At 72.7% G+C, this 23,730-nt stretch carries 25 protein-coding genes; 12 read left to right on the top strand and 13 right to left on the bottom strand.

Annotation, left to right across the window (positions count from 1 at the left end; genetic code table 11):
- Window positions 1–23: 23 nt before the first annotated feature.
- Window positions 24–476 carry a CoA-binding protein gene (locus JT1_RS01855; RefSeq protein ID WP_068322068.1) on the top strand — a complete coding sequence of 151 codons (453 nt, stop codon included), beginning with the start codon at window positions 24–26 and terminating at the stop codon, window positions 474–476.
- Between the two features lie 75 nt (window positions 477–551).
- On the opposite strand, the gene purE is transcribed toward JT1_RS01855, so the two are convergent.
- Both purE and JT1_RS01845 read right to left on the bottom strand, forming a co-directional pair.
- Window positions 552–1,085 carry a 5-(carboxyamino)imidazole ribonucleotide mutase gene (gene purE / locus JT1_RS01850; RefSeq protein WP_068322065.1) on the bottom strand — a complete coding sequence of 178 codons (534 nt, stop codon included), beginning with the start codon at window positions 1,083–1,085 and terminating at the stop codon, window positions 552–554.
- Window positions 1,082–2,254, bottom strand: coding sequence for a 5-(carboxyamino)imidazole ribonucleotide synthase (locus JT1_RS01845; RefSeq protein WP_068322060.1), 1,173 nt, complete (start codon window positions 2,252–2,254; stop codon window positions 1,082–1,084). The genes purE and JT1_RS01845 overlap by 4 nt, the downstream gene beginning before the upstream one ends.
- Before the next feature lie 55 nt (window positions 2,255–2,309).
- Between JT1_RS01845 and JT1_RS01840 the strand changes: the two genes are divergently transcribed.
- On the top strand, window positions 2,310–2,846 hold the full coding sequence (locus JT1_RS01840; RefSeq protein WP_068322057.1) for a GtrA family protein: 537 nt from the start codon (window positions 2,310–2,312) through the stop codon (window positions 2,844–2,846).
- Window positions 2,847–2,868: 22 nt separating this feature from the next.
- Here JT1_RS01840 and JT1_RS01835 read toward each other — a convergent pair whose 3' ends face one another.
- Genes JT1_RS01835 through JT1_RS01820 form a run of 4 tightly spaced genes read right to left on the bottom strand, consistent with a single transcriptional unit; the run spans window position 2,869 to window position 6,457 of the window.
- Window positions 2,869–3,873, bottom strand: a complete 1,005-nt coding sequence (locus JT1_RS01835) for a sensor histidine kinase (RefSeq protein ID WP_255218225.1) — start codon at window positions 3,871–3,873, stop codon at window positions 2,869–2,871.
- Window positions 3,870–4,538 carry a response regulator transcription factor gene (locus JT1_RS01830; protein WP_068322051.1) on the bottom strand — a complete coding sequence of 223 codons (669 nt, stop codon included), beginning with the start codon at window positions 4,536–4,538 and terminating at the stop codon, window positions 3,870–3,872. Before JT1_RS01830 ends, JT1_RS01835 begins: the two co-directional genes overlap by 4 nt.
- Before the next feature lie 17 nt (window positions 4,539–4,555).
- Window positions 4,556–5,644 (bottom strand): adenylate/guanylate cyclase domain-containing protein, encoded by a 1,089-nt coding sequence (locus tag JT1_RS01825; protein WP_371836286.1) that lies wholly within the window; start codon window positions 5,642–5,644, stop codon window positions 4,556–4,558.
- Between the two features lie 24 nt (window positions 5,645–5,668).
- Entirely contained in the window at window positions 5,669–6,457 is a 789-nt protein-coding gene (locus JT1_RS01820) for a biotin--[acetyl-CoA-carboxylase] ligase (RefSeq protein WP_082807396.1), read from the bottom strand.
- Window positions 6,458–6,481: 24 nt separating this feature from the next.
- Between JT1_RS01820 and JT1_RS01815 the strand changes: the two genes are divergently transcribed.
- From JT1_RS01815 to JT1_RS01805, 3 genes are all read left to right on the top strand, one after another.
- On the top strand, window positions 6,482–8,122 hold the full coding sequence (locus tag JT1_RS01815) for an acyl-CoA carboxylase subunit beta (protein WP_068322513.1): 1,641 nt from the start codon (window positions 6,482–6,484) through the stop codon (window positions 8,120–8,122).
- A gap of 38 nt (window positions 8,123–8,160) precedes the next feature.
- Window positions 8,161–8,406: an acyl-CoA carboxylase subunit epsilon gene (locus JT1_RS01810; RefSeq protein WP_068322041.1), complete on the top strand. Its 246-nt coding sequence runs from the start codon at window positions 8,161–8,163 to the stop codon at window positions 8,404–8,406.
- Window positions 8,407–8,575: 169 nt separating this feature from the next.
- On the top strand, window positions 8,576–9,166 hold the full coding sequence (locus JT1_RS01805) for an MOSC domain-containing protein (RefSeq protein WP_068322035.1): 591 nt from the start codon (window positions 8,576–8,578) through the stop codon (window positions 9,164–9,166).
- On the opposite strand, the gene JT1_RS01800 is transcribed toward JT1_RS01805, so the two are convergent.
- A complete protein-coding gene (locus JT1_RS01800; RefSeq protein ID WP_068322034.1) occupies window positions 9,167–9,697 on the bottom strand; it encodes a ribonuclease H family protein in 531 nt (176 codons plus the stop codon).
- 60 nt (window positions 9,698–9,757) lie between these two features.
- Here JT1_RS01800 and JT1_RS01795 point away from each other — a divergent pair, with 60 nt between their 5' ends.
- Window positions 9,758–11,473 carry a DUF885 domain-containing protein gene (locus JT1_RS01795; RefSeq protein WP_068322033.1) on the top strand — a complete coding sequence of 572 codons (1,716 nt, stop codon included), beginning with the start codon at window positions 9,758–9,760 and terminating at the stop codon, window positions 11,471–11,473.
- Between the two features lie 33 nt (window positions 11,474–11,506).
- On the opposite strand, the gene JT1_RS01790 is transcribed toward JT1_RS01795, so the two are convergent.
- Complete coding sequence (locus JT1_RS01790) at window positions 11,507–12,778, bottom strand: lipase family protein (RefSeq protein ID WP_068322032.1); 1,272 nt, start codon at window positions 12,776–12,778, stop codon at window positions 11,507–11,509.
- Between the two features lie 137 nt (window positions 12,779–12,915).
- On the opposite strand from JT1_RS01790, the gene JT1_RS01785 reads away from it, so the two are divergent.
- Window positions 12,916–13,545, top strand: a complete 630-nt coding sequence (locus JT1_RS01785) for a Maf family protein (protein ID WP_068322030.1) — start codon at window positions 12,916–12,918, stop codon at window positions 13,543–13,545.
- A 5-nt stretch (window positions 13,546–13,550) separates the two neighbouring features.
- Here JT1_RS01785 and JT1_RS01780 read toward each other — a convergent pair whose 3' ends face one another.
- From JT1_RS01780 to JT1_RS01770, 3 genes are all read right to left on the bottom strand, one after another.
- Window positions 13,551–14,624: a S8 family serine peptidase gene (locus tag JT1_RS01780; protein WP_068322028.1), complete on the bottom strand. Its 1,074-nt coding sequence runs from the start codon at window positions 14,622–14,624 to the stop codon at window positions 13,551–13,553.
- 98 nt (window positions 14,625–14,722) lie between these two features.
- Window positions 14,723–16,285, bottom strand: a complete 1,563-nt coding sequence (locus tag JT1_RS01775) for an acyl-CoA carboxylase subunit beta (protein ID WP_068322022.1) — start codon at window positions 16,283–16,285, stop codon at window positions 14,723–14,725.
- Window positions 16,286–16,314: 29 nt separating this feature from the next.
- A complete protein-coding gene (locus tag JT1_RS01770; protein ID WP_068322018.1) occupies window positions 16,315–17,511 on the bottom strand; it encodes an acyl-CoA dehydrogenase family protein in 1,197 nt (398 codons plus the stop codon).
- Between the two features lie 62 nt (window positions 17,512–17,573).
- Between JT1_RS01770 and JT1_RS01765 the strand changes: the two genes are divergently transcribed.
- From JT1_RS01765 to JT1_RS01755, 3 genes are all read left to right on the top strand, one after another.
- Window positions 17,574–17,951: a MerR family transcriptional regulator gene (locus JT1_RS01765; RefSeq protein ID WP_068322510.1), complete on the top strand. Its 378-nt coding sequence runs from the start codon at window positions 17,574–17,576 to the stop codon at window positions 17,949–17,951.
- 91 nt (window positions 17,952–18,042) lie between these two features.
- A complete protein-coding gene (locus JT1_RS01760; protein ID WP_068322013.1) occupies window positions 18,043–18,834 on the top strand; it encodes a hypothetical protein in 792 nt (263 codons plus the stop codon).
- Between the two features lie 7 nt (window positions 18,835–18,841).
- Entirely contained in the window at window positions 18,842–19,543 is a 702-nt protein-coding gene (locus tag JT1_RS01755) for a class F sortase (protein ID WP_068322012.1), read from the top strand.
- On the opposite strand, the gene JT1_RS01750 is transcribed toward JT1_RS01755, so the two are convergent.
- Window positions 19,504–20,445 carry a PfkB family carbohydrate kinase gene (locus JT1_RS01750; RefSeq protein WP_068322010.1) on the bottom strand — a complete coding sequence of 314 codons (942 nt, stop codon included), beginning with the start codon at window positions 20,443–20,445 and terminating at the stop codon, window positions 19,504–19,506. The genes JT1_RS01755 and JT1_RS01750 overlap by 40 nt on opposite strands.
- A 1-nt stretch (window position 20,446) precedes the next feature.
- Window positions 20,447–21,217 carry a TylF/MycF/NovP-related O-methyltransferase gene (locus JT1_RS18800; protein ID WP_255218223.1) on the bottom strand — a complete coding sequence of 257 codons (771 nt, stop codon included), beginning with the start codon at window positions 21,215–21,217 and terminating at the stop codon, window positions 20,447–20,449.
- 105 nt (window positions 21,218–21,322) lie between these two features.
- On the opposite strand from JT1_RS18800, the gene JT1_RS01740 reads away from it, so the two are divergent.
- Together JT1_RS01740 and JT1_RS01735 are read left to right on the top strand one after the other, a co-directional pair.
- A complete protein-coding gene (locus tag JT1_RS01740) occupies window positions 21,323–22,231 on the top strand; it encodes an AAA family ATPase (protein ID WP_068322002.1) in 909 nt (302 codons plus the stop codon).
- Entirely contained in the window at window positions 22,218–23,696 is a 1,479-nt protein-coding gene (locus JT1_RS01735; RefSeq protein ID WP_068321997.1) for a VWA domain-containing protein, read from the top strand. The genes JT1_RS01740 and JT1_RS01735 overlap by 14 nt, the downstream gene beginning before the upstream one ends.
- Window positions 23,697–23,730 lie beyond the last annotated feature (34 nt).

Below are 23,730 nucleotides of genomic sequence, written 5' to 3'. Positions count from 1 at the left end.
GCGGGGAAGCGTTGGATGGCCCCATGAGCCTGACGCACAAGAACGACACCGAGACGATGCGGCGCCTCATCGCCGACCCCGGGACCTGGGTCGTCGTGGGACTGAGCAACAACACCGAGCGTGACGCGCACCGGGTCGCCCGGTGGCTCAAGCGCGAGATGCACAAGGCGATCATCCCCGTGCACCCCGACGCCGAGACCGTCGACGGGGACCAGGGCTACGCGACGATCAGCGACATCCCGGACGGCGACGTCAAGGTCATCGACCTCTTCGTCAGCTCCGAGCACGTCGGTGCCGTCGTCGACGAGGCGATCGCCCACAAGGACCGGCTGCAGATCGACGCGATCTGGATGCAGCTCGGGGTCGTCGACCCGGCCGCGGCGGACCGGGCCCGCGAGGCGGGCCTGCTCGTCGTCATGGACACCTGCCCCAAGATCGAGTGGCGGCAGCTGCGCAACGAGGGCGCCTCGCGCTGACCCGCTGAACCTGCATTCCCCTAGGGCAATGCAGGTTCAGGTCTGCATTGCCCTAGGGGAATGCAGGGGGTGCGCTCAGCCGCCGGCGGCGACCCGCCGGCGCAGGCGCTCCCCCTTCGCGTGCGCCTGCGCGGACAGGTCCGCGGCGAAGGTCTCCAGGGCGGAACGCAGCCGGGCCGCCTCCTCGCCCTCACCCGCGGCGAGGATCCGTGCCGCCATGAGCCCGGCGTTGCGCGCTCCTCCGACCGCCATGGTCGCCACGGGGATGCCGGCCGGCATCTGCACGATCGACAGCAGCGAGTCCATGCCGTCGAGGTGCGCCAGCGGGACGGGCACGCCGACGACGGGCAGGGTCGTCACGGACGCCAGCATGCCGGGCAGGTGGGCGGCGCCGCCGGCGCCGGCAATGATGACCTGCAGGCCGCGGTCCGCGGCCTGCTGCCCGTAGGCGATCATCTCGGTCGGCATGCGGTGCGCCGAGACGACGTCGGCCTCGTAGGCGATGCCGAGGTCCTCGAGGACCTGCGCCGCGGCCTCCATCGTCGGCCAGTCGCTGTCGCTGCCCATGACCAGACCCACGCGGGGGGTCGAGGCGTCGTCACCGGTCATTCGCTGATCACTCCCTGGATGTAGTCGGCCGCGTGCCGGGCCCGCTCGCGCAGGTCGGCCAGGTCGCTGCCGCTGACGTTGACGTGCCCGATCTTGCGGCCGGGGCGCACGCCCTTGCCGTAGAGGTGGACCTTGAGCTCCGGGTCGCGGGCCATGAGGTGCCGGTAGGTCGGGTACAGGTCGGTCGGCTCCCCGCCGAGGACATTGCCCATGACGGTCCACTCGGCACGCGGCCTCGGTGAGCCGAGCGGCAGGTCGAGCACGGCCCGCAGGTGCTGCTCGAACTGCCCGGTCACCGCGCCGTCCATGCTCCAGTGGCCCGAGTTGTGCGGGCGCATCGCGAGCTCGTTGACGACGACGCTGCCGTCGGCCAGCTGGAAGAGCTCGACCGCCATCACCCCCGTCACGTCGAGCGCGGCGGCGATGTCCAGCCCGATGGCCGTGGCCGACGCGGCCGTCCGGGGGTCCAGGTCGGGCGCCGGCGCGATGACCTCGGTGCAGATCCCGTCGGTCTGCACGGTCTCGACGACCGGCCAGACCGCGGCCTGCCCGGAGGGGCTGCGGGCCAGGAGCACCGCGAGCTCCCGGACGAAGGGGACGCGCGCCTCGAGCAGCAGCCGGTCACCACGCTCCGCAGCGGCGGCGAGCCACTCGCGCACGTCGTCGATCCCGTCGGCGACGAGCACCCCCTTCCCGTCGTAGCCGCCCCGCGGCGTCTTGACGACGACGGGCCACCCGACCTGCGCGGCGAAGGCGAGGACCTCCCCTTCGTCCGACGCGGTCGCCCACGGGGGGCACGGGACGCCGGCTGCCGTCAGGGCCTCCCGCATGACGATCTTGTCCTGGGCGTGCAGCAGCGCGGCGGGCCCGGGGTGGACGGCGACGCCGTCGGCGAGCAGGGCCTCGATGACCGGCGCGGGCACGTGCTCGTGGTCGAAGGTGACGACGTCGCAGTGCCGGGCGAACTCGCGCACCGTCTCGACGTCGCTCGCCTCACCCACCGGCGCGAAGGGGGCGACGAGCGCCGCCGACGAGTCCTCGGCCTCGGCGAGGACGGCCAGGGTGATGCCGAGCTCCGCGGCGGGACCGGCGCACATCCTGGCGAGCTGGCCACCGCCGATGATGCCGACGACGGGAAAACCTCCGGGGGCGCGTGGGGGGATCGACACGTGCGCAAGGATACGGTGCGCCTTTTTGGCCCGTGCCCCGATTACGCTGCTCGAGATGTCCGAACCCACCGACACCTCCCCTGACGCGTCCGGCGCGCCCTCGCCGACCCAGCGGAAGAGCGGTCTGGCGGGCCTCGTCGACACCGTCTGGCACGAGGTGGCGAAGTTCGGCGTCATCGGCGCCCTGTCCTTCGTCATCGACCTCGGCGGGATGAACCTGCTGACCCACACCGTCCTCGGCGACAAGGTGACGACGGCCCGCCTCATCAGCGGTGTCGCGGCGACGCTCTTCGCGTGGTTCGGCAACCGCAGCTGGACCTTCGCCCACCGGCGGTCCCGGCCGGTGCACCACGAGGTCTCCCTCTTCTTCGTCGTCAACGGGCTCGCGCTCGTCATCTCGACGCTGTGCCTCGTCATCTCGCACTACGGGTTCGACTTCACCTCGCGCCTCGCCGACAACGTCGCCACCGTCATCGGCATCGGGGTGGGCACGATCTTCCGCTTCTGGACCTACCGTCGCTTCGTCTTCGCCAACGAGCCGATGGACGAGGACACCTCCCCGCTCGAGGGCGGCGGCCGCCACATCGCCTGACGAAGGGGGCCGGACCCGCGGGTCAGCGGCTGCCGGGCGCCGAGAGGAAGACGGCGAAGACCGCCGGGTGGGCCTGCACGAGCTCGAGCCGCCCGCCGTTGCGCTCGGCGAGCTGGCGGGCCAGGCCGAGCCCGAGGCCGGAGCCGTGCGACGTGACCGAGCGCTCGAAGATGTGCGGGGCGATCGCTGCCGGGATGCCCTCCCCCTCGTCGCGCACCTCGATGACGACCGAGCCGCTCGAGCCGCGCATCTCGATCTCCACGCGTCCGGCACCGTGGTTGAGCGAGTTCTCGATGAGGGTCTGCAGGATCTGCGACAGGTCGACCGGGGAACTGCGCACGGCCAGACCGGGCGGCCCGACGACCCGCATCGTGCGGCGGGCCGCGGTGAAGGCCGGCTGGTACTCGCGCTGCAGGCCCGCGAGGACGGAGTCGAGGGAGATCTGCGGGAGGGCCTCGTCCCCCTTCGAGCGGTCGCGCATCGTGTCGACGACGCCCGTGAGGCGCTCGACCTGGGTGACCGCGACCTCCGCCTCGTCCCGGATGGCCTCCAGGTCGTCGATCTGGCTGATCTCCTCCAGGCGCATGAGCAGCGCGGTGAGCGGGGTACGCAGCTGGTGGGAGGCGTCGGCGGCGTAGTCACGATCGAGCGCGCGCTGCTGGGCCAGCTCCCCGGCGAGGCGCGCCAAGTCTCCCGTGGTGGCGTCCACCTCGGGGAGTCCGTGGACCGAGCGCGGCAGGGCCCCCTCGCCGTCGCGGATCGCCGCGATCTGCTCGCGGATGTAGTGCAGGCCGCGCTCACGGCGGCGCTCGACGGACCTCACGACGGGGATGGTGATCCCCGCGGCGATCCCGGCCCCGAGGGCCGGTGCGACGAGGGCCCACGCGACGAGGTCGAGGCCGAGGACGGTGACGCCGTCGAAGCCAGCTGCTGCCACGGCGACGGCGACGAGGACCACCGCGGTGAGGACCGCCGCGGCCACGACCGCCGCGAGGACGATCCGCCAGATCCGCCCCGTGGAGGTCACGCGTCGAATCTGAAGCCGACGCCACGGACCGTGGCGATGTGCCGAGGGTCGGTGACGTCGTCACCGAGCTTGCGGCGCAGGACGGAGATGTGCATGTCGAGGGCCTTGGTCGAGCCGTACCACTCGGTCTCCCAGACCTCGGCCATGAGCTGCTCGCGGGTGACGACGCGACCGCTCTCGCGCACGAGCACGCTCAGCACGGAGAACTCCTTGGCCGTGAGGGCGAGCTCCTCGCCGTGGAACCACACGCGGCGGCTGTCGAGGTCGATGCGCAGCGGGCCGGTCGCCTCGACGACCTCGTCGCCGCGCCGGCGCAGCAGCGCGCGCACGCGAGCCATGAGCTCGGCGACGCGGAAGGGCTTGGTGACGTAGTCGTCGGCACCCGCGTCGAGCCCGACGACGGTGTCCACCTCGTCGGCGCGGGCGGTGAGGATGAGGACCGGCACGTCGGAGCTCGTCGCCCGCAGCCGTCGGCAGACCTCGAGACCGTCGAGGGTCGGCAGGCCGAGGTCCAGGACCAGCAGGTCGGGCGGCAGGTTGAGCGCGGCATCGAGCGCGTCACGCCCGTCGGCGTGCACCGTGACCTCGTACCCCTCGCGGATGAGGGCCCGGGCCAAGGGTTCGGAGATGGCGGTGTCGTCCTCGGCCAGCAGCACTCGTGTCATGGCTGGATCATAGGAACTCATCCGCGGACGTGCGCGGTGACATCGGCGGCGCGTCGCACACCCGTGACGCGGACGAGCCGGCTGGGCGCGACCTCGCCGATGCCGCGGAGCGAGCGCCGACGGGTCGGCAGGGTCGAGAACCCGCTGAGCGGCTCGAGCAGCCGGGTGAGGGCGTCGTCGACGTACACACCCCCGGGCGGGGCGACCGCGGTGAGCCGGCTGGCGCGGTTGACCGTCGTGCCGAAGACGTCGCCGAGGCGCCGCACGACCGGGCCGTGCGCCATGCCGACCCGGGCGGAGGGCAGGAGGTCGTCCTCGCTCATCGCCTCGACGAGGTCGAGGGCGATGGCGGCAGCGGGCGCGACGTCGAAGGTCTGGAAGAGCACCTCGTCGCCCACCGTCTTGACGACCCGTCCGCCGTGCGCGGTGACGATGTCGGTGCACAGGTCCTCGAAGCGCTGGACCATCCGCGCGAGGTCGCGCTCGGTGAGCCGGCGCACCACCGAGGTGAAGTTCACGAGGTCGGCGAAGCCGATGACCGACGGCCGGGAGCCGTCCTCCTCGACCGTGAGCAGGCGCTGGATCGTCGCCGTGAGCTGGCGGCGCCACACGTACACCACGAGCGGCTCCAGCTCGTCGGCCAGCTCGGTGATCCAGGCAGCGGCCGCCTCGGCGTCACGGGCCCGGTCGGGCTCCGGGCCGGCGTCCTCGTCACCGTGGCGCTGACGGGCGACCTCCTCGGTGGCGAGCTGGGCCTGCCACGCCGCGAGCCGGTCCATGGTCCGCGCGATGGCACGGGTCATGTTGAGGGCGAGCTCCTCGGGCAGGTCGTCCTGGCGCACCATCGTCGCGACCCGGGACAGCGCCTCGAGGTCGGCCTCGGTGAACATCGCGTCGCCCTCCTGGACGACGGGGAAGCCCATGGCGTGCCAGAACTTGCGGGCCGAGCGGATCGACACGCCGGCGATGCGGGAGACCTCGCGGCGCCCCATGGAGGCGGGGCGCCCGAGCAGCGAGCGCTCGAAGCCCTCGAGGGCGGCGCGGCCGCTCCCTTCGTCCTCGGCGTCGGGGGCGCCGGCGTGGCGCGGGTCGTGCGACAACGGCACCTCCACGGGTCGCCTCGGGCGGGATCAGGGTGAGGTGGACGTGCCCGCGGGGCGGATGTGCTGCACGTCACCCGCGGCCACGGTATCCGAGCCGCTCGCGCCGCTCACGACGAGGCGCCCGTGGTCGTCGACGCCGGTGGCCGTCACCGGCTCCACGGTGCCGTCCGGGCGGTGCACCTCGATGGCCCGGCCGATGGTGGCGCAGGCGCGACGGTAGGCGTCGTGGACCCCCTTCGCCCGGTCGCCGGAGGCGGTGAGGTCGGCGTGGAGGCGGCGCAGGTGGAGCAGCACGGAGGCGGCGAGCGCGGTGCGGTCCGCGTCGACGCCGGCGAGGCGAAGGGAGGTCGCCGTCGCCACGGGCAGCTGCTCGCGGGTGTGGTGCACGTTGATCCCGATGCCGACGACGATCCCGTCACCGGCGGGCCGCATCTGGCACAGGACGCCGCAGACCTTGCGCTCGTCCTCGTCCGGCAGGAGGACGTCGTTGGGCCACTTGAGGTCGGCGCGGACCCCGACCTCGGCGACGGCGGCGCGCACGGCGAGGCCCGCGGCCAGCGGCAGCCACCCGGGGTCGGGGACGACCGGCACGAGGACCGACAACGCGAGCCCGGCGCCGCGCGCCTCCTGCCACGGGCGGCCGAGCCGCCCGCGCCCCGCGGTCTGCAGCTCGGCGAGCACGGGGGCCCACGGCTCGGCCCGCTCCAGGGCGACGACGTTGGTCGACCCGGTCTCGTGCAGGTGCACCACGTCGGGCCACTCGTGTGACCTTCGCAACGACGCGGTCAGACGATGGACGTCGATCGGATCCGGCATGTCGGCAAGGCTAGGCTGCCGCCCATGTCCCAGAGCACCGAGACCACTGACGCGCAGGCGATCGGTGGCACCGACGTCCCCAGCGGCATCGACATCCACACGACCGCGGGCAAGCTCGCCGACCTCAAGCGCCGGGTGGCCGAGGTCGCGCACGCCGGGTCCGAGCGAGCCGTCGACAAGCAGCACGCACGCGGCAAGAAGACCGCGCGCGAGCGTCTCGCCCTCCTGCTCGACGAGGGGAGCTTCGTCGAGATGGACAAGTACGCGCGCCACCGGTCGACCGCCTTCGGCCAGGAGGCCACCCGGCCCTACGGCGACGGAGTCGTCACCGGCTACGGCACGGTCGACGGGCGTCAGGTCGCGGTCTTCGCGCAGGACTTCACCGTCTTCGGCGGGTCCCTCGGCGAGGTCTTCGGCGAGAAGATCACCAAGGTCATGGACTTCGCGATGAAGATCGGCTGCCCGGTGATCGGCCTCAACGACTCCGGCGGCGCGCGCATCCAGGAGGGTGTCGTCTCCCTCGGTCTCTACGGCGAGATCTTCAAGCGCAATGTCCACGCGTCCGGCGTCATCCCGCAGATCTCGCTCATCATGGGCCCCTGCGCCGGCGGTGCCGTCTACTCCCCCGCCGTCACCGACTTCACCGTCATGGTCGACCAGACCTCGCACATGTTCATCACCGGCCCCGACGTCATCAAGACCGTCACCGGTGAGGACGTGGAGTTCGAGGACCTGGGCGGCGCCCGCTCGCACAACACCAAGTCCGGTGTCGCGCACTACATGGGCACCGACGAGGAGGACGCCATCGACTACGTCAAGGCGCTCCTGTCCTACCTGCCGAGCAACAACCTCGAGCAGGCGCCGACCTTCGGCGGCGAGCTCGACCTGACGGTCAACGACACCGACCTCGCGCTCGACACGATCATCCCGGACTCGGCCAACATGCCGTACGACATGAAGGCCGTCATCGAGTCGGTCGTCGACGACGGCGAGTTCCTCGAGGTGCACCCGCTCTTCGCGCCCAACATCATCTGCGGCTTCGCCCGCATCGAGGGCCAGTCGGTCGGTGTCGTCGCCAACAACCCGATGCAGTTCGCCGGGACGCTCGACATCGACGCCTCGGAGAAGGCCGCGCGCTTCGTGCGCACCTGCGACGCCTTCAACGTCCCGGTCCTGACCTTCGTCGACGTGCCGGGCTTCCTGCCCGGCACCGACCAGGAGTGGAACGGCATCATCCGCCGCGGCGCCAAGCTCATCTACGCCTACGCCGAGGCCACCGTCCCGCTCGTCACGGTCATCACCCGCAAGGCCTACGGCGGCGCGTACGACGTCATGGGCTCCAAGCACCTCGGCGCCGACATCAACCTCGCGTGGCCGACCGCCCAGATCGCCGTCATGGGCGCCCAGGGCGCGGTCAACATCCTCTACCGCAAGCAGCTCGCCGCTGCCGAGGCCGAGGGACGCGACGTCGAGACCGCCCGCGCCGAGTTCATCACCGCCTACGAGGACGCCCTGGCCAACCCGTACGTCGCCGCCGAGCGTGGCTACATCGACACCGTCATCACGCCGAGCAACACCCGGATGAACGTCAGCCGCGCGCTGCGGGCCCTGCGCACCAAGCGCGAGACCCTGCCGCCCAAGAAGCACGGGAACATCCCGCTGTGACGTCGTCGCAGGCTCAGACGTCTGATCGGCTCCACGCTGTGACGGGCGCACCCGAGCAGCCCGAGACCGATGCGACGGCTCCGACGGGTCCGCGGATCGAGGTCCTCGGCGATGCCTCGCCCGAGCAGGTCGCGGCCCTCGTCGCGGTCCTGTCCGGCCTGGGCGGCGGCGCCGAGGAGGCCCCGGCGGGCCCCCCTTCGGCCTGGTCCTCCCCGGAGCGGCTCGTCCGCCCGCCGGTGTACCCCTCGCGAGCAGGGTGGGTGGCCTCCGGCCTCCCCCGCTGAGGGCCAGATCGAAAGAACGACCCAGTTACCCGCGGGTACGACGCCCACTCGTCGGGGCGCCGACGACTGCACCCCCGGAAATCGGGGCCCACGCAGCATCGGGCTCGCACGAGTGGGTGTCGTACCCGCGAGTCACGTCCGGGGCGAAGGGGGCGCGTAGCCTGTCGCGGTGTCCTCACCGCAGCCGCAGGTCCTGTCCGTCAACGTCGGCCGACCGATGGTGCAGCGCATCCCCCGCGGCCGTCCCACCGGGATCGGCAAGCAGCCCGTGGAGGTCATCAGCGTGAGCGACCCGGGGCCCAAGCGCGTCGAGGACGGTGCAGGTGTCTCCGGCGTCGGCGGCGACCACGTCGGCGACGGTCGGCACCACGGCGGTTCGGACCAGGCCGTGTACGCCTTCGCCCGGGAGGAGCTCGACGCCTGGGAGCGGGAGCTCGGCAAGGAGCTGCCGCCCGGGATGTTCGGGGAGAACCTCACGACGGCGGGCATCGACGTCGACGCCGCCGAGGTCGGGGACCGCTGGCAGGTCGGCACAGCCGTCCTCGAGGTGCGCGGGCCACGCGTGCCGTGCGGGACCTTCGCCGAGCGGATGGGCGAGCGCGGGTGGGTCACGCGCTTCGCTGCGCACGGACGCAGCGGCGCCTACCTCCGCGTCGTCCAGCCGGGTGAGATCCGTCCCGGCGACCCGATCACGGTGACCCTCTCCGGGTCCGGCCTGGACCTGCCGACCCTCCTGCGCACCCTCCTGCGCCGCCCCTGATCAGAAGAGCGAGAGCGGCTCGTCCTGCACCGCCCGCTCCACCACCGTCTCGGCCGTCCCGGAGCGGGCACCCGGGATGCCGGGTCCGGGGACGGGGGCGGCCCCCTTCGCCCACGCGGCTGCGGCGGTCGTGGCGAGCCGGTCGGCATGCTCGTTGAGCTCGTGGCCGGCGTGCCCCTTGACCCACTCGAAGGTCACCGAACGTCCCGCCATCGCGGCGTCGAGCGCCTGCATGATCTCGAGGTTGAGGACCGGCTTGCCGTCCTTCTTGCGCCAGCCCTTGGCCTTCCACCCCGGCATCCAGGAGGTGATCGAGTTGATGACGTACTTGCTGTCGCAGATGACGTGCAGGTCCTCGTCGAGGTGCGCGGTCTGCTGCAGCAGGTCGAGGACCGCGGTCAGCTCACCCATGTTGTTGGTCCCGTGCGCCCAGCCGCCGAGGTCCCAGCGCTCCTCGTCGACGTACCAGCCCCAGCCTGCGGGTCCGGGGTTGCCGAGGGCGGAGCCGTCGGCGGCAGCGGTGAGGGTCATGAGGTCACTCCGGGGGACGTAGGGGGGAACGTGTGCACGCCCGATCCTCGCAGGACCACGATGACCGGGTTGACGAGTAGCCTCGCGCGGGTGACCACCGAGCAGCGTCGCCCGCAGACCGAGATCGACCGCATCGCCGAGGCCCACCTCGACGCCGAGGTCGACCTGTCCCCCATCACCGCGACCTACCTCGGTCTGCCGGGGCGCGACGGCGAGCTCGACGACCTCTCACCGGCCGGCTTCGAGGCTGCCGCTCGGCTGCGCCGACGCACCCTCGGCGCGCTCGACGCCGCGGCCCCGGTCGACGACGTGGACCGGGTGACCGTCGAGGCGATGCGCGAGCGTCTGGGGCTCGCCGAGGAGATCCACGCCGCCGGTCTGGACCTGCAGGAGATCAACGTCATCGCCTCGCCGATGCAGTCGGTGCGTGACGTCTTCGACCTCATGCCGACGGCCACCGCGGACGACTGGGCGACGATCGCCACCCGCATGGCCGCTGTCCCCACCGCCCTCGAGCAGTGGACCGACTCGCTCGCCGCCGCCGCGTCGCAGGGCAACATCGCCCCCCGTCGTCAGTACGACCGGTGCATCGAGCAGTGCGCGGACCTCGTCGCGGACGACGGGTACTTCGTCGGCCTGCTGGCCGGCGCCACGCTCGAAGGGGGTGACCCCCTACCCGGGACGCTCGCCACCGACCTGCGACGCTCGGTGGACGCCGCCGCAGCAGGCTTCGCGGAGCTCGCCGAGCGCCTGCAGCCCCTGCGTGACCTGGCGCCCCGGGCGGACGCCTGCGGGCGCGAGGCCTACCAGCTGTACTCGCGGACCTTCCTCGGCGCGGAGGTCGACCTCGAGGAGACGTACGCCTGGGGTCAGGAGGAGCTGGCTCGCATCAGCGCCGAGATGGGGGCGGTCGCCGAGCGGATCCGCCCCGGGGCCACGGTCAAGGAGGCGATCGAGGCGCTCGACGCCGACCCGCGCTACCAGCTGCACGGCACCGACGCCCTGCGCGCGTGGATGCAGCGCACCGCCGACGAGGCGATCGAGCTGCTCGACCCGCACCTGGACATCCCCGAGCCGGTGCGCACCATCGAGTGCCGCATCGCCCCGACCGAGACCGGCGGGATCTACTACACCGGGCCGAGCGACGACTTCTCCCGGCCCGGCCGCATGTGGTGGTCGGTGCCCAAGGGCGTCACGCAGTTCGGCACGTGGCGCGAGCTGACGACCGTCTACCACGAGGGCGTCCCGGGCCACCACCTCCAGGTGGGCCAGACGATCTTCCGCAAGGAGCTGCTCAACCGCTGGCGCCGGCTGGCGTCGTGGACCTCCGGCCACGGCGAGGGCTGGGCGCTCTACGCCGAGTGGCTGATGGCCGAGCTCGGCCACATGGACGACCCCGGCAACCGGATGGGGCTGCTCGACGGGCAGTCGCTGCGGGCCGCGCGCGTCGTGCTCGACATCGGGGTCCACTGCGGCTTCGAGGCCCCGCCGGAGGTCGGTGGTGGCGCGTGGACCTACGACAAGGCCTGGGACTTCCTCTCGGCCCACGCCAACATGGACGAGGGCTTCCTGCGCTTCGAGCTCGACCGCTACCTCGGCTGGCCCGGGCAGGCCCCGAGCTACAAGATCGGCGAGCGCCTGTGGCTGCAGCTGCGCGCGGAGACGGCGCGGAGGGAGGGGGACGCCTTCGACCTCAGGGCCTTCCACCGTCGCGCCCTCGACATCGGCGGCGTCGGGCTCGACACCCTGCGTACGGCGGTGCTCGGGCGGGACTGAGGAGGTCTCGCCCGAGCACCGCTCGTCGCTCGGTCAGAGGCGCCAGCAGCTGCTCGCCTGGTTGAGACCGGCGAAGCGTGCCTCGAAGAAGAGCATCGACTTCTCGACGTGCGGGACCATGCCGCCGACGTGCGTCGGGGTCAAGCCGGCGTTGAAGGAGACGCGCGTGCCCTGGTCGCACCAGTCACTGCCGAGCTGCCTGCCGACCGCGTACGGGATGACGTCGTCGCCGAGCGCGTGGTTGATCTGCACCGGGGCGTTGGGCTCGAGCGTCCCGATCCGCTGCTTCGCGACCGCCGAGGCGAAGGGCTCCTCCTCGAGCAGCTCCGTGAGCTTGTGCCCGCTCGTCGTGTACCTCGAGGTGTCCAGGTGGGCGTAGGAGAGGAGGTCGAATACGCAGGCACCCTCGACCTCGCTCGCCAGCTGCTGCCCCGCCGGGTTGAGGTGATCGGTGACGTCGATGTGCTCCGCCGCCGCCACGCCGAGCGTGGCGAAGAGCGCGAAGAGGGTGTAGGTCGTGCCGTCGATGTTGGTCCCCGCCTCGGCCAGGTCGGCCGGCGGCGCCCCGATGGCCGAGCCCTTGATGTCCAGCTCGGGTGCGTACGTGGACGCCAGCTCGGCGGCCGCGGCCGCCGCCCCGCCGCCCTGGGAGTAGCCCATGAGGCCGACCGGGGTCCTGGCGTCGAGGCCGCTGCCCTGCAGGTCCTGCGCGGCGCGGGCCATGTCGAGCGTCGCCCGTCCCTGCGGCTCGCGGGCCATGTAGGTGTGCGACCCCGGCGTGCCGAGGCCCTGGAGGTCGGTGATGCCCACCGCGTAGCCGCGTCCCACCGCACGAGCGACACCGATCCCTTCGTACTCGACGAAGCTCTCCATCTGCCGGGACGGGGCGCACCGGTCGCCCATGCCCTGGGTGCCGGGGGCGTACGAGATCAGCGGACGCCGCGAGGCACCGACGTAGGTCGTCCTCGGCACGAAGACCGTGCCGGTCACCGCGATCGGGGTGCCGCTGCCGTCCGTGGACGAGTACATGACCCGCGTCGCGGTGACCACCGACGAGGACAGGCCGAAGGGGTCGAGCAGGAAGGGGGCCGGCTCGCTGCGGATGATCGTGCCGGGGGTGCTCGGGATCCTCGCCGGCGGCTCGTAGAAGGCCGGGCGGGGTGGCTCGGGGGTGTCGGTCAACGTCCGGGCACCGGCGGTACCGGGGACGTCGCGGTGGTCGGCGCCGGCCTGGCCGGCGAGGGGCAGACCGAGGGCCAGGGCCACCGCGGAGGCGGCCACGGCACGCTTCGTCGTCGAGAACATGCGCATCCTGTCGTCGAGGGAGGGGTCGAGGTCCCCCGGACAGGTGTGGTGGCTCCCTGCGGACGACATCGTCGGTGTGGTGGTGGGCCCTATGTTACCCGTCAGTCATCTCTCGGCAACTGGGTGATGATGTGGCCATGACCTCAGTCGTCCTCGCCTCCGCATCCCCCGCACGTCTGGCCCTGCTGCGTGCCGCCGGCATCGATCCGCAGGTCGTGGTGAGCCACGTCGACGAGCCGAGGCTCGAGGCGGCGGCCCGGCAGCGTGACCCGCACCTGTCCCCGGCCGCGCTGGCCCAGGTCCTGGCGGAGGCGAAGGGGGCCTCCGTCGCCGATCGCCTGCCCCCCGGGACCGACCTGGTCATCGCCTGCGACTCCGTCCTCGAGATGGACGGTCGGGTCCACGGGAAACCGGGGACGGCCGAGGTGGCGCGGGAGCGCTGGCGCACGATGCGCGGGCGCTCCGGCGAGCTGCACACCGGGCACCACGTGATCGACCTGCGCACCGGCCGGACGGCCGGCGCCCCGGCGAGTGCACGCGTGCACTTCACCGGGGCGTCGGATGCGGAGGTCGACGGCTACGTCGCCACCGGGGAGCCGCTGCACGTGGCCGGGGGCTTCACGATCGACGGGCTGGGCGCCCCCTTCGTGGAGCGGATCGAGGGCCACCCGAGCACCGTCATCGGCCTGTGCCTGCCGCTGCTGCGGCGCCTGCTCACCGACCTCGACGTGGCGTGGTGGACGGTGTCAGCGGCGCCGCAGGCCTGATCGGCTCAGCCGCGCGGGTAGGCGACGGCCGCCTCGGCGTCGACGATGCCGCGGCCGTAGAGCGGGCTGAAGCCGCCGCGGGTGCCGAGCAGCGGGTCGCGCGAGGTGGCGAGGATGGCCTGCTCGACGTCGGCCAGGTCACGACCCTGTCCGTAGAGGATCGCCGCGACGCCGGCGACGTGCGGGGTCGCCATCGAGGTCCCGGCGAAGGCGGCGTAGTCCGTGCCCTCGCCGCACTCGTCCGTGCCGGTGCCGCGGGGGACGGTGGAGAGGATGTCGTCGGAGCACTCCCCGCCGAGGAGGCGGCCGGACCCGCCGGGGGCGGCGACGCCCTTGCCGCTGAGCTTCACCGGGAGCTCGGAGAAGTAGGACTTCTGCTCGTCGCGGTCGGTCGCGCCCACGCAGATCGAGTCGCTGCTGAAGGCCGGGTCGTTGCAGACGAGGGTCGAGGAGTTGCCGGCCGCGGCGACGGTCAACGTGCCCTTGTCGCGGGCGTACTGGATCGCGTCCATCATCGTCGTGTCGAGACCGAGGATGGAGAAGATCTGCGTGCCGGGCAGGCCGCCGAGGCTGAGGTTGACGACGTCGGCATCGTGGTCGGCCGCGTAGCGGATGCCCTCGGCGATGTCCTCGTTGGTGCCGGAGCCGTCCTCGAGGACCTTGATCGGCATGACCTGGGCGTCGGGCGCGACGCCGGCGACGCCGATGCCGTTGTCCGCCGTGCCGACGATCGTGCCGGCCACGTGGGTGCCGTGGACGTCGGGGTCCTGGCCCACACCGTCCTGCCCCTGCCAGCTGCCGTCGCCGCAGGACCCGGTGGCCTCGCCGCAGACGAAGTCGGCCCCGGGCACGAGACGACCCTGCAGGTCCGGGTGACCGAGGTCGACGCCGGTGTCGACGACGGCGACGACGACGCCCGCACCGCGGCCGGAGGACCAGGCCTGCTCGGCGTGCACCTGGTCGAGCCCCCACAGGTCGGGGCGGAGCGGGTCGTTGGTGGCGGCGCCGGCGGAGCCGGCGGTGGCGACGAGGCCGATCGCACAGGCTGCGGCGGCGAAGGGGGCTGTCCAGCGCGTCATCAGGGTGTTTCCTTCGTCAGGGGACGTGGCTACCCAACGGTAAGGAAGAGCGAGCGATCTCGCAGCGCGAACGGCAGGACCCCGGTCGCCGCCCCAGGTCAGACGGGCGGGATCCCCCGACGGCGCTCGGTGAACCGGCGGTCGCGACCCCGCGCGTGTCGCAGTCGGGCGAGCAGCTCGCCCCGCAGCTCCTCCGGCTCGATGACCTGGTCGAGGACGAGGTCGGCGGCGAGGCGCTCGAGGTCGACGTCCTCCTCGTACTCGGCGCGACGGGCGGCGATGAAATCGTCGCGGGCGGCCTCCCCTTCGTCGGCCTCGACCTGGGCGATCTTGTTGGCGTAGACCGCGTTGACCGCGGCCTCGGGGCCCATGACGGCGATGCGGGCGGTCGGCAGCGCGATCGTCGCGTCGGGCGCGAAGCCCGGCCCGCCCATCGCGTAGAGCCCGGCACCGTAGGCCTTGCGGACGATGACGCAGAACTGCGGCACCGTCGCCGAGGCCACCGCGGAGACCATCTTGGCGCCGTGGCGGATGATGCCACCCCGCTCGACCTCGGCGCCGATCATGAACCCGGGGACGTCCGCGAGGTAGACGAGCGGGATCGAGTAGGCGTCGCAGAGCCAGATGAAGCGCGCGGCCTTGTCGGCACTGTCGGTGAAGAGCACGCCACCCTTGGCCATCGAGTTGTTGGCGACGATGCCGACGGTCTCGCCCGCCATCCGGCCCAGGCCCACGACGAGCTCGGGCGCGAAGAGCTGCTTGACCTCGAAGAAGGAGTCGTCGTCGACGAGGCCGTCGATGACGTCGTGGACGTCGAAGGGCTGCGACTCGCGCTCCGGGATCGTCGCGGCCGTGAGGGGTACCGCCGGCTCCTCCGGGAGGTAGGTGGGCAGGTCGCTCCGCCAGCTGAGCGGGAGATAGCTCAGCCACAGCCGCGCCGTCTCGATCGCCTCGGCGTCGTCACCGACGAGCACGTCACCGACGCCGCTCACGGTGCAGTGCATGCGGGCGCCACCCATCTCCTCCAGGGAGACCCGCTCCCCCACGACCATCTCGGCCATGCGCGGGCTACCGAGGTACATCGACGCGTTGCCCTCGACCATGATCACGAGGTCGGTGAAGGAGGGGATGTACGCGCCGCCCGCGGCGCTCGGGCCGAAGAGGCAGCAGATCTGCGGGACCCGGCCCGACAGCGCGACCTGGTTGTGGAAGATGTGGCCGGCGCCGCGGCGGCCGGGGAACATCTCGACCTGGTCGGTGATCCGCGCACCGGCGGAGTCGACCAGCCAGAAGACCGGCAGCTCCTCGCGCAGCGCGGTCTCGGTGGCGCGCACGATCTTCTCCACCGTGCGGGCGCCCCACGAGCCGGCCTTGACCGTCGGGTCGTTGGCGATGACGATGACCGGCCGGTCGTCGACGAGGCCACGGCCGGTGACGACGCCGTCGGCCGGGAGCCCCGGGGCGAGGGCGTTGGCGTAGCGGCCGTCCTCGACGAAGGAGCCCTCGTCGACGAGCAGGGCGATCCGGTCGCGGACGTAGAGCTTGCCCTGCGCCTCGAGCTTGGCGGCGGCCTGCTCGCTCGGGCGCTCGGAGGCCTCGTGGGCCTCGCGGATGCGGCGACGGACGTCCTCGACCTTGGGATCGAGAGGGTAGGTGCTCACGGGTGGTGCTCCCTTCGCTCGTCGCTCGCTCAGACCGGCAGGCCGAGGTGGCGGGCGATGACCATGCGCTGGACCTCGGAGGTGCCCTCGCCGATCTCGAGGATCTTGGCGTCGCGGTAGAAGCGTGCGACCGGGTACTCCTCCATGAAGCCGTTGCCCCCGAAGACCTGGGTCGCGATGCGGGTGGCGCTCACGGCCGCCTCGGAGGTGTAGAGCTTGGCGATCGAGGCCGCCCTGGCGACCTCCTTGGCGGAGCGGCGGCCGCGGTCGGCCTCGTCCTTGAGCCACGCGGCCTTGTAGGTGAGCACGCGGGAGGTCTCGGCCATGACCGCGAGGTCGGAGACCTGGAAGCTCACGCCCTGGTTGGCCCCGATCGGGCGCCCGAAGGAGGTGCGCGTCTGGGCATACTCCGTCGACAGCTCGAGCATCCGCTGGGTCAGGCCGGTGGCGAGCGCGGAGATCGCGATCCGCCCGTCGTCGAGGGTCTTGAGGAACTGACGGAAGCCCTGCCCCTCCTCGCCGACGAGGTGGTCGGCGGGCACGCGGCAGCCGGCGAAGGACAGCCCGTGGGTGTCGGAGATGTGCCAGCCGAGCTTGTCGTAGGGCTCCTCGACGGTGAAGCCGGGGGTGCCGCTCGGCACGATGATCGCCGAGATCTGCGGGCGGCCCTCGGCGCTCGTGCCGGTGCGGACCGTCACGGTGACGAGCGAGGTGATGTCGGTGCCCGAGTTGGTGATGAAGGACTTGGCGCCGTCGATGACCCACTCGTCGCCGTCGCGCCGGGCGGTCGTCCGGGTGCCACCGGCGTCGGAGCCGGCATCGGGCTCGGTGAGGCCGAAGCCGGCGAGCGCGCGCCCGGCGACGAGGTCGGGCAGCCAGGTGTCGCGCTGCTCGTCCGTGCCGTAGGTGAGGATCGGGTTGATGCCCAGGCCGACGCCCGCCGACAGGGTGATGCCGATCGACTGGTCGACCCGGCCGAGCTCCTCGATCGCGACGCACAGGGCGGTGAAGTCGGACTGCACCACGCCGTCGACGGTCTCGGCGGAGCCGCCCCAGCGCTCGGGGACGACGAGGCCGAAGAGCCCCAGGTCGCCCATCCGGCGCACGACCTCGAGGGGCAGGTGGTGGTCCTTGTCCCACCGGGCGACGTGCGGCTCGACCTCCTTGTCGGCGAAGTCGCGCACGCTGGCGCGGAAGTCCTCGTGGTCCTGCGAGAGCTCGAACATGTCGTGTCTTCCGAGACGAAGGGCGCTTGACGTTGACGTCAACGTAAAGCATGCTCCCGTCCATGACAAGCGCGACCTGGACGATCCGCGAGATGGCGGACGAGTTCGGCGTGACGACGCGCACGATCCGCCACTACGAGGCCCTCGGCCTGATCTCCCCGGAGCGGCGAGGGACGACCCGGATCTTCCACCGCCGCGACCGCACCCGCCTGGCCCTCGTGCTGCGGGGGCGGCGCCTGGGCTTCCCCCTCGACGAGATCGCCACGATCATCGACCTCTACGACGCGCCCCGGGGGCATGCCAGCCAGCTCGAGTACGTGCTCGGGCAGATCGACGAGCGGCGCGAGGACCTGCAGCGCCGGCGGCGCGACATCGACGACGCCCTCGCCGAGCTCGACACCTTCGAGCAGCGCTGCCGCGACGAGCTCGACGCCCGCTGACCAATCCGTCCTCCCCCTTCGCTCCGAAGTCCCGGCACGAGGCCCCACCGGTCACCCGAGATCGGCCCGGCCAACGACACAGGAGTCAGGTATGCACACCTTCACCAAGGCCGCTCTCGCCACCCCGGCCGCGTGCGCGATCCTCTTCGCGGGAGCCACCGGCGCGAGCGCCGACGAGACGTGGACGATGAACCTCACCGACACGATGGGCAACGACAGCGGGTCGACGTCCACCGCCACGGTCACCGTGGCGGGCGACCAGATGACGGTCGACATCACGGGCACCGGGTTCACCCCGAGCTCGCCGCACGCCCAGCACTTCCACGGCTCGTTCGACGAGAACAAGGACTTCACGTGCCCCACGCCCGCGGCCGACAAGGACGGCGACGGCCAGGTCGACACCGAGGAGGGCCTGCCGACCTACGGCGACATCATGATCTCGCTGACGACGAAGGGGGACACGAGCCCGAAGAGCGGCCTGGCCGTGGACCGCATGCCCGTCGCGGACGCCGACGGCAACCTGAAGTACTCGCGGACGATCACCCTCCCCGAGGGGGCCGGGCCCAAGCTGAAGAACCTGCACGTCGTCCAGCACGGCCTCGACGCCAACGGCAACGGCAAGTACGACATGGACGCGCTCGGCGAGTCCAGCCTGGCGAAGTCCCTCGGCGTCAAGGGCATCCCGGAGGAGGCCACCAACCCGGCGACCTGCGGCACCGTGACGGGGGCCGCGGTCGCAGCGGCACCCACCGGTGGCGTCCAGACCGGTGGCGGCACGACCGAGGGCCTCGAGGCCAAGGGTGCGCTGGGCGCCGGCGCCCTCGCCATGGCGGGCGCGGCCGGCCTGCTCGTCATGCGTCGTCGCCTGACGCAGGAGAGCTGAGCAGGTCGTGCCGCACGACACCCAGGGCCGCGACCGCCGCGCGAAGGGCGTGGCGGTCGCGGTCCTCGCCCTCGCCGTCGCCGGCAGCGGCCTGACCGCCTACGGCCTCTCGCAGCAGGAGACCCGGACGCCGCCCCCCGCGGCGGTGTCGGAGGGCGGGCACGCCGGTCACCACATGGACCCGGCCCCGACGAGCCCGTCCCCGTCGTCCGATCCCGCGCCCGAGCCCACCGCCCAGCGGATGTCTCGGTCGCGCCCCACGTCGATCTCGATCCCGTCGCTCGGGGTGAGCAGCTCGATCACCGACCTCGGCCTGCAGGCCGACCGGACGATGGAGGTCCCGCAGGACGGCACGAGCACGGGCTGGTTCACCGGGAGCCCCACCCCGGGCGAGCTCGGACCATCCGTCCTGGCCGCGCACGTCACCTGGGACAAGGAGCCTGCCGTCTTCTTCGAGCTCGGCTCGATGCGCGAGGGCCAGCGGGTCGAGGTCGAGCGGGCGGACGGCTCGACCGCCGTGTTCGAGGTGAGCGACATCGGGCAGTACCCCAAGACGAAGTTCCCCACCGACGACGTCTACGGCGAGGTCGACCACGCCGCGCTGCGGCTGATCACCTGCGGTGGCCACTTCGACGGGGAGACGGGGCACCACGTCGACAACGTGGTGGTCTACGCCGAGCTGGTCGACGAGCGGGCAGCCGCCAGGTAGGCGTCGATCTCCGCGGCGGTGGGCGCGCTCGTCGGCCCCTTGCGGGTCACCTTGATCGCGCCGGCGGCGTTGGCCCGGCGGCAGGCATCCGGCCAGGTGGCCCCCTTCGCCCGCTCGGCGAGGAGGACGCCGGTGTGCGTGTCGCCCGCGCCGTTGGTGTCGACCGGGGTCTCGGGGAACCCGGGCACGACGAAGGTCTTACCGTCGGCGTGCACCGCGCACCCCCGGTCGCCGTCCCGGACGACCGCCACGGCCCCGTGGCGGAGGTGGGCGGCGACGGCCTCGGCGGCCGGACCCATCCCCGGCGCCCCGCCGAAGTCCTCGGACTCCTCCGCATTGCCCGTCCAGACGTCGGTGAGCGCGACGACCCGGGAGCGAAGGGAGGGGTCCAGCTCGGCGAAGACGGCACCTGGGTCGAGCACGACGAGGACCCCGGCGGGAAGTAACTCGAGCCAGGCGACGATCGGGTCCCTGGTGCGACCCACGAGGCTGTAGCCGCTGACGCACACGAGGTCGCCCGCGACGGGTGCGCTCGTCTGCAGGGACTCGACGCTGATCCGCCGCTCGGCGTCCTGGGTCGTGACGAAGGTGCGCTCCGCGGACGGCTCGACCATGACGACGCAGATGCCGGTGTCGAGCTCCTCGACGACAGGCGCGGACAACGAGACCCCTTCTGCCGCAAGGGTCTCGCGCACGAGGTCGCCGTTGGGTCCCCGACCGTGGGCACCGGCGTGGACCGCCTCGGCGCCCGAGCGGGCCGCCGCGAGGAGGGTCGTCACCGCTCCCCCGGCGTACCGGGTGGCGTCCGTCGCCATGGCGTTGCCGCCGCGACGCGGCAGGCCGGGCACCTCGACGACGACGTCGACGAGCGCCTGGGCGGTGTGGATGACGCGGGGCGCCACCTCAGCCCTCCCGCACCACGTGCACCTTGGCCCGGTGCTCGACGCGCCAGCCCGGCCGCCCGTCGAAGTACTCGTCGGTCGCCGTGCGCGCCCCGGACCAGTGGTAGTAGTCGTCGAGGACGATGCGGCCGCCCGGCACGACATGTGGGGCGATCCGCTCGAGGCAGACCTTCGTCGATGCGTACCAGTCGCCGTCGAGGTGCGCCAGGGCGACCGGGCCGTCGACGTGCACGGTGTCCTCGAAGAGTCCGCGCACCAGCTCGATGTCGTTGTCCGCCACCGGGACCCCGTGGCGGGCGAAGGAGGCGGTCACCTCGCCGAGCAGGTCCTCGCGGTAGCCGTAGTACGTCTGGCCGCCGAGACCCCCGGACTCACCGCGCCGGATCGTCTCGTACCGCTCGTGGACGTCGGCCCCGTCCTCCTCGGTGGGTGGCGGGATCATCCCGAAGACGTCGAAGACCCGCATGGGGCGACCTGCGGCCTTGGCCGCACCCATGACGATCGCGGACCCGCCGAGCGCGGTGCCGCACTCGAGGACCAGGCCCTCGCGACCGGCGCGGTCGGCCTCGGCGACGAGCTCGGCGAGCAGGCGCAGGTCCGCCTCCTTGAGGTAGGTCAGGGACTCCTCGCGCACGCCCGTCACCACGTCCGCGACCCGCGGGGGCAGGTCGATGTCGTCGAAGGGGTGCCTGCTGAAGCCGCGCAGCAGGTCGAGCTCCGCGGTCAGGGCCTGGTTCCGGCTCTTCAGGCGCCGGATCTGGTCGTCGCTCACGTGGGGTCCGTCCTGGGAGGTGGCGAAGGGCGTGGCGCCCACCGTACCCATCGACCCCGCGGACCGGAGCGGACGCGCCCCGAGCCCTCCGGCAGACTGGCGCCCATGACGCACACCCCCCGCTTCGCCTCCGTCGACGACGTCCGTGAGCGGCTCGCGGCCCACGGCTACCTCGCCTCCGACGCGATCGCGACGACGGTCTACCTCGCCGACCAGCTCGGCAAGCCGCTGCTCATCGAGGGGCCGGCCGGTGTGGGCAAGACCGCCCTCTCGGCTGCCGTCTCGGCCGCGACGGACGGCGAGCTCGTGCGCCTCCAGTGCTACGAGGGCGTCGACGAGGCCCGCGCCCTCTACGAGTGGAACCACGCCAAGCAGCTGCTGCGCATCACCGCCGCCGGTGCCCACCACGACTCCCGGGGCGCCGACGAGGCCGACTGGACGTCGGTCAAGGAGGACATCTTCACCGACGAGTTCCTCCTCTCCCGCCCGCTGCTCACCGCGATCCGCAACGAGCACCCGACCGTGCTGCTCATCGACGAGCTCGACAAGGCCGACGTCGAGATCGAGGGGCTGCTGCTCGAGGTGCTCTCGGACTTCCAGGTCACGGTCCCCGAGCTCGGGACGATCCGGGCGAGCCAGACCCCCTTCGTCGTCCTGACCTCCAATGCCACGAGGGAGCTCTCGGAGGCCCTGCGCCGCCGCTGCCTCTACCTGCACATCGACTACCCGGAGGCCGAGCTCGAGCGCCGGATCGTCGCGCTCTCCGTGCCCGGCCTCGAGGACGCCCTCGCCGACTCGATCGTGCGGCTCGTGGGTGCGCTGCGCCGGATGCGGCTGCGCAAGTCGCCCTCGGTCGCCGAGACGATCGACTGGGCCCGCACCCTCGTCAGCCTCGGAGCCGGCGACGAGCCCGACCCGCAGCTCCTGCGCGCCACCCTCGGTGTCGTGCTCAAGCACCGCGAGGACATCGACATGGCGATCGCGCAGCTGGACCTGGACCGTGCCCTCGCGTGACCCGCTCGGCGAGCGCCTCGTCGACCTCGCGCGCTCGCTGCGGCTGCACGGCGTGACCGTCGGGACGTCCGAGGTCGCCGACGCGGCCGCGGTCGCCACCGTCCTCGGGCTCGACGACCGCGAACGGCTGCGGGCCGGCACGGCCGCGGCGATGATGCGCCGCTCGGCCGACCGCGCCGTCTTCGACCAGCTCTTCGACATCCACTTCCCGCCGGCCGTCGGCGGTCGCACGGGGGCGGCCGGCGACCCGGTGCCGACCGACACCGCCGGCGCCCGCGCGCGTGCCGCCGCCATCCGCGAGGACCTCGTGGACGCCCTCGCCCGGGACGACGAGCGCGGCCTCGAGGAGCTCGCCGCGCGGGCGCTCAGCGAGCTCGGCCGCCTGGCCAACGAGGCGACGACGGGCGGGTGGTCCGCGAGCCAGACGCTCGACCGGCTCGCGCCGCAGACGGCGATCGCCGCTGCGCTGCAACGCGCCCGGGACGCCGGCGACGTGCCGGGCGGAGCGGGCGAAGGGGGTGGGGGCACCGGCTCGGGGTCCGGCGCCTCGGGCGGTGGCGGCGCCGGGAGCCCGTGGCGGCCCGAGCGGCTCAGCAACCGCTACGACCGCGACGAGATCCGCGGGCGCGTCGCCGCCTTCCGCCGGGCCGTCGAGACCGAGGCCGCGCGGCGCAACGCGGAGGTCCGCGGCCGCGAGCGCATCTCGTGCTTCGGCGTGCGGGACCCCTTGGAGCGCAAGGACTTCCTGCTCACCGGCACGACCGAGGCGGCCGAGCTGCAGGCCGTCATCGGCCCGCTGTCGCGCAAGCTCGCGGCCAAGCTCGCCGCCCGCCAGCGGCGCCATGCGCGCGGCAGCATCGACATCCGACGCACCCTCCGCTCGGCGATGTCGACGGGTGGCGTGCCGGTGCGGCCGGAGTACAAGCGGCGTCACCGCAGCCGCGCCGACATCGTGCTGCTGTGCGACATGTCGGGCTCGGTCGCGGGCTTCTCCCGCTTCACGATGCTGCTGCTCCAGTCGCTCGCCGGCGTCTTCCGCCGGGTGCGGTTCATCGGGTTCGTCAACACCTGCGACGACATCACCGACCTCGTGCGCGAGTCGCGGGTCGGCGAGGACATCAGCGAGCGCGTGGCCCGCGAGGCGCAGATGACGCGGTGGCACGGGTCCAGCGACTACGGTGCCGCCTTCGAGGACGCGGTCGAGCACCACCTCGACGCCATCGGTCCCCGCTCGACGGTGCTCGTCCTCGGCGACGCCCGCACCAACGGCACCGACCCACGGGTCGAGGCGCTGCGGACCCTCGTGCGGCAGGCCAAGCACGCCGCCTGGCTCAACCCCGAGCCGGCCCGCATGTGGGACACCGGCGACTCCGTCGCGAGCCGCTACGCCGAGGTCGTCGACATGCACGAGGTGCGCAACATCGAGCAGCTGCGGCAGTTCATCTCCCGTCTGCCGGTGACCTGACCCTCCCCCCCCCCCTTCGCCCTGAACCCGCATT

It is taken from the genome of Janibacter terrae NBRC 107853 (assembly GCF_001591405.1).
Classification (GTDB): Bacteria; Actinomycetota; Actinomycetes; order Actinomycetales; family Dermatophilaceae; genus Janibacter; species Janibacter terrae.
This window is presented reverse-complemented; position numbering and strand designations above follow the sequence as displayed.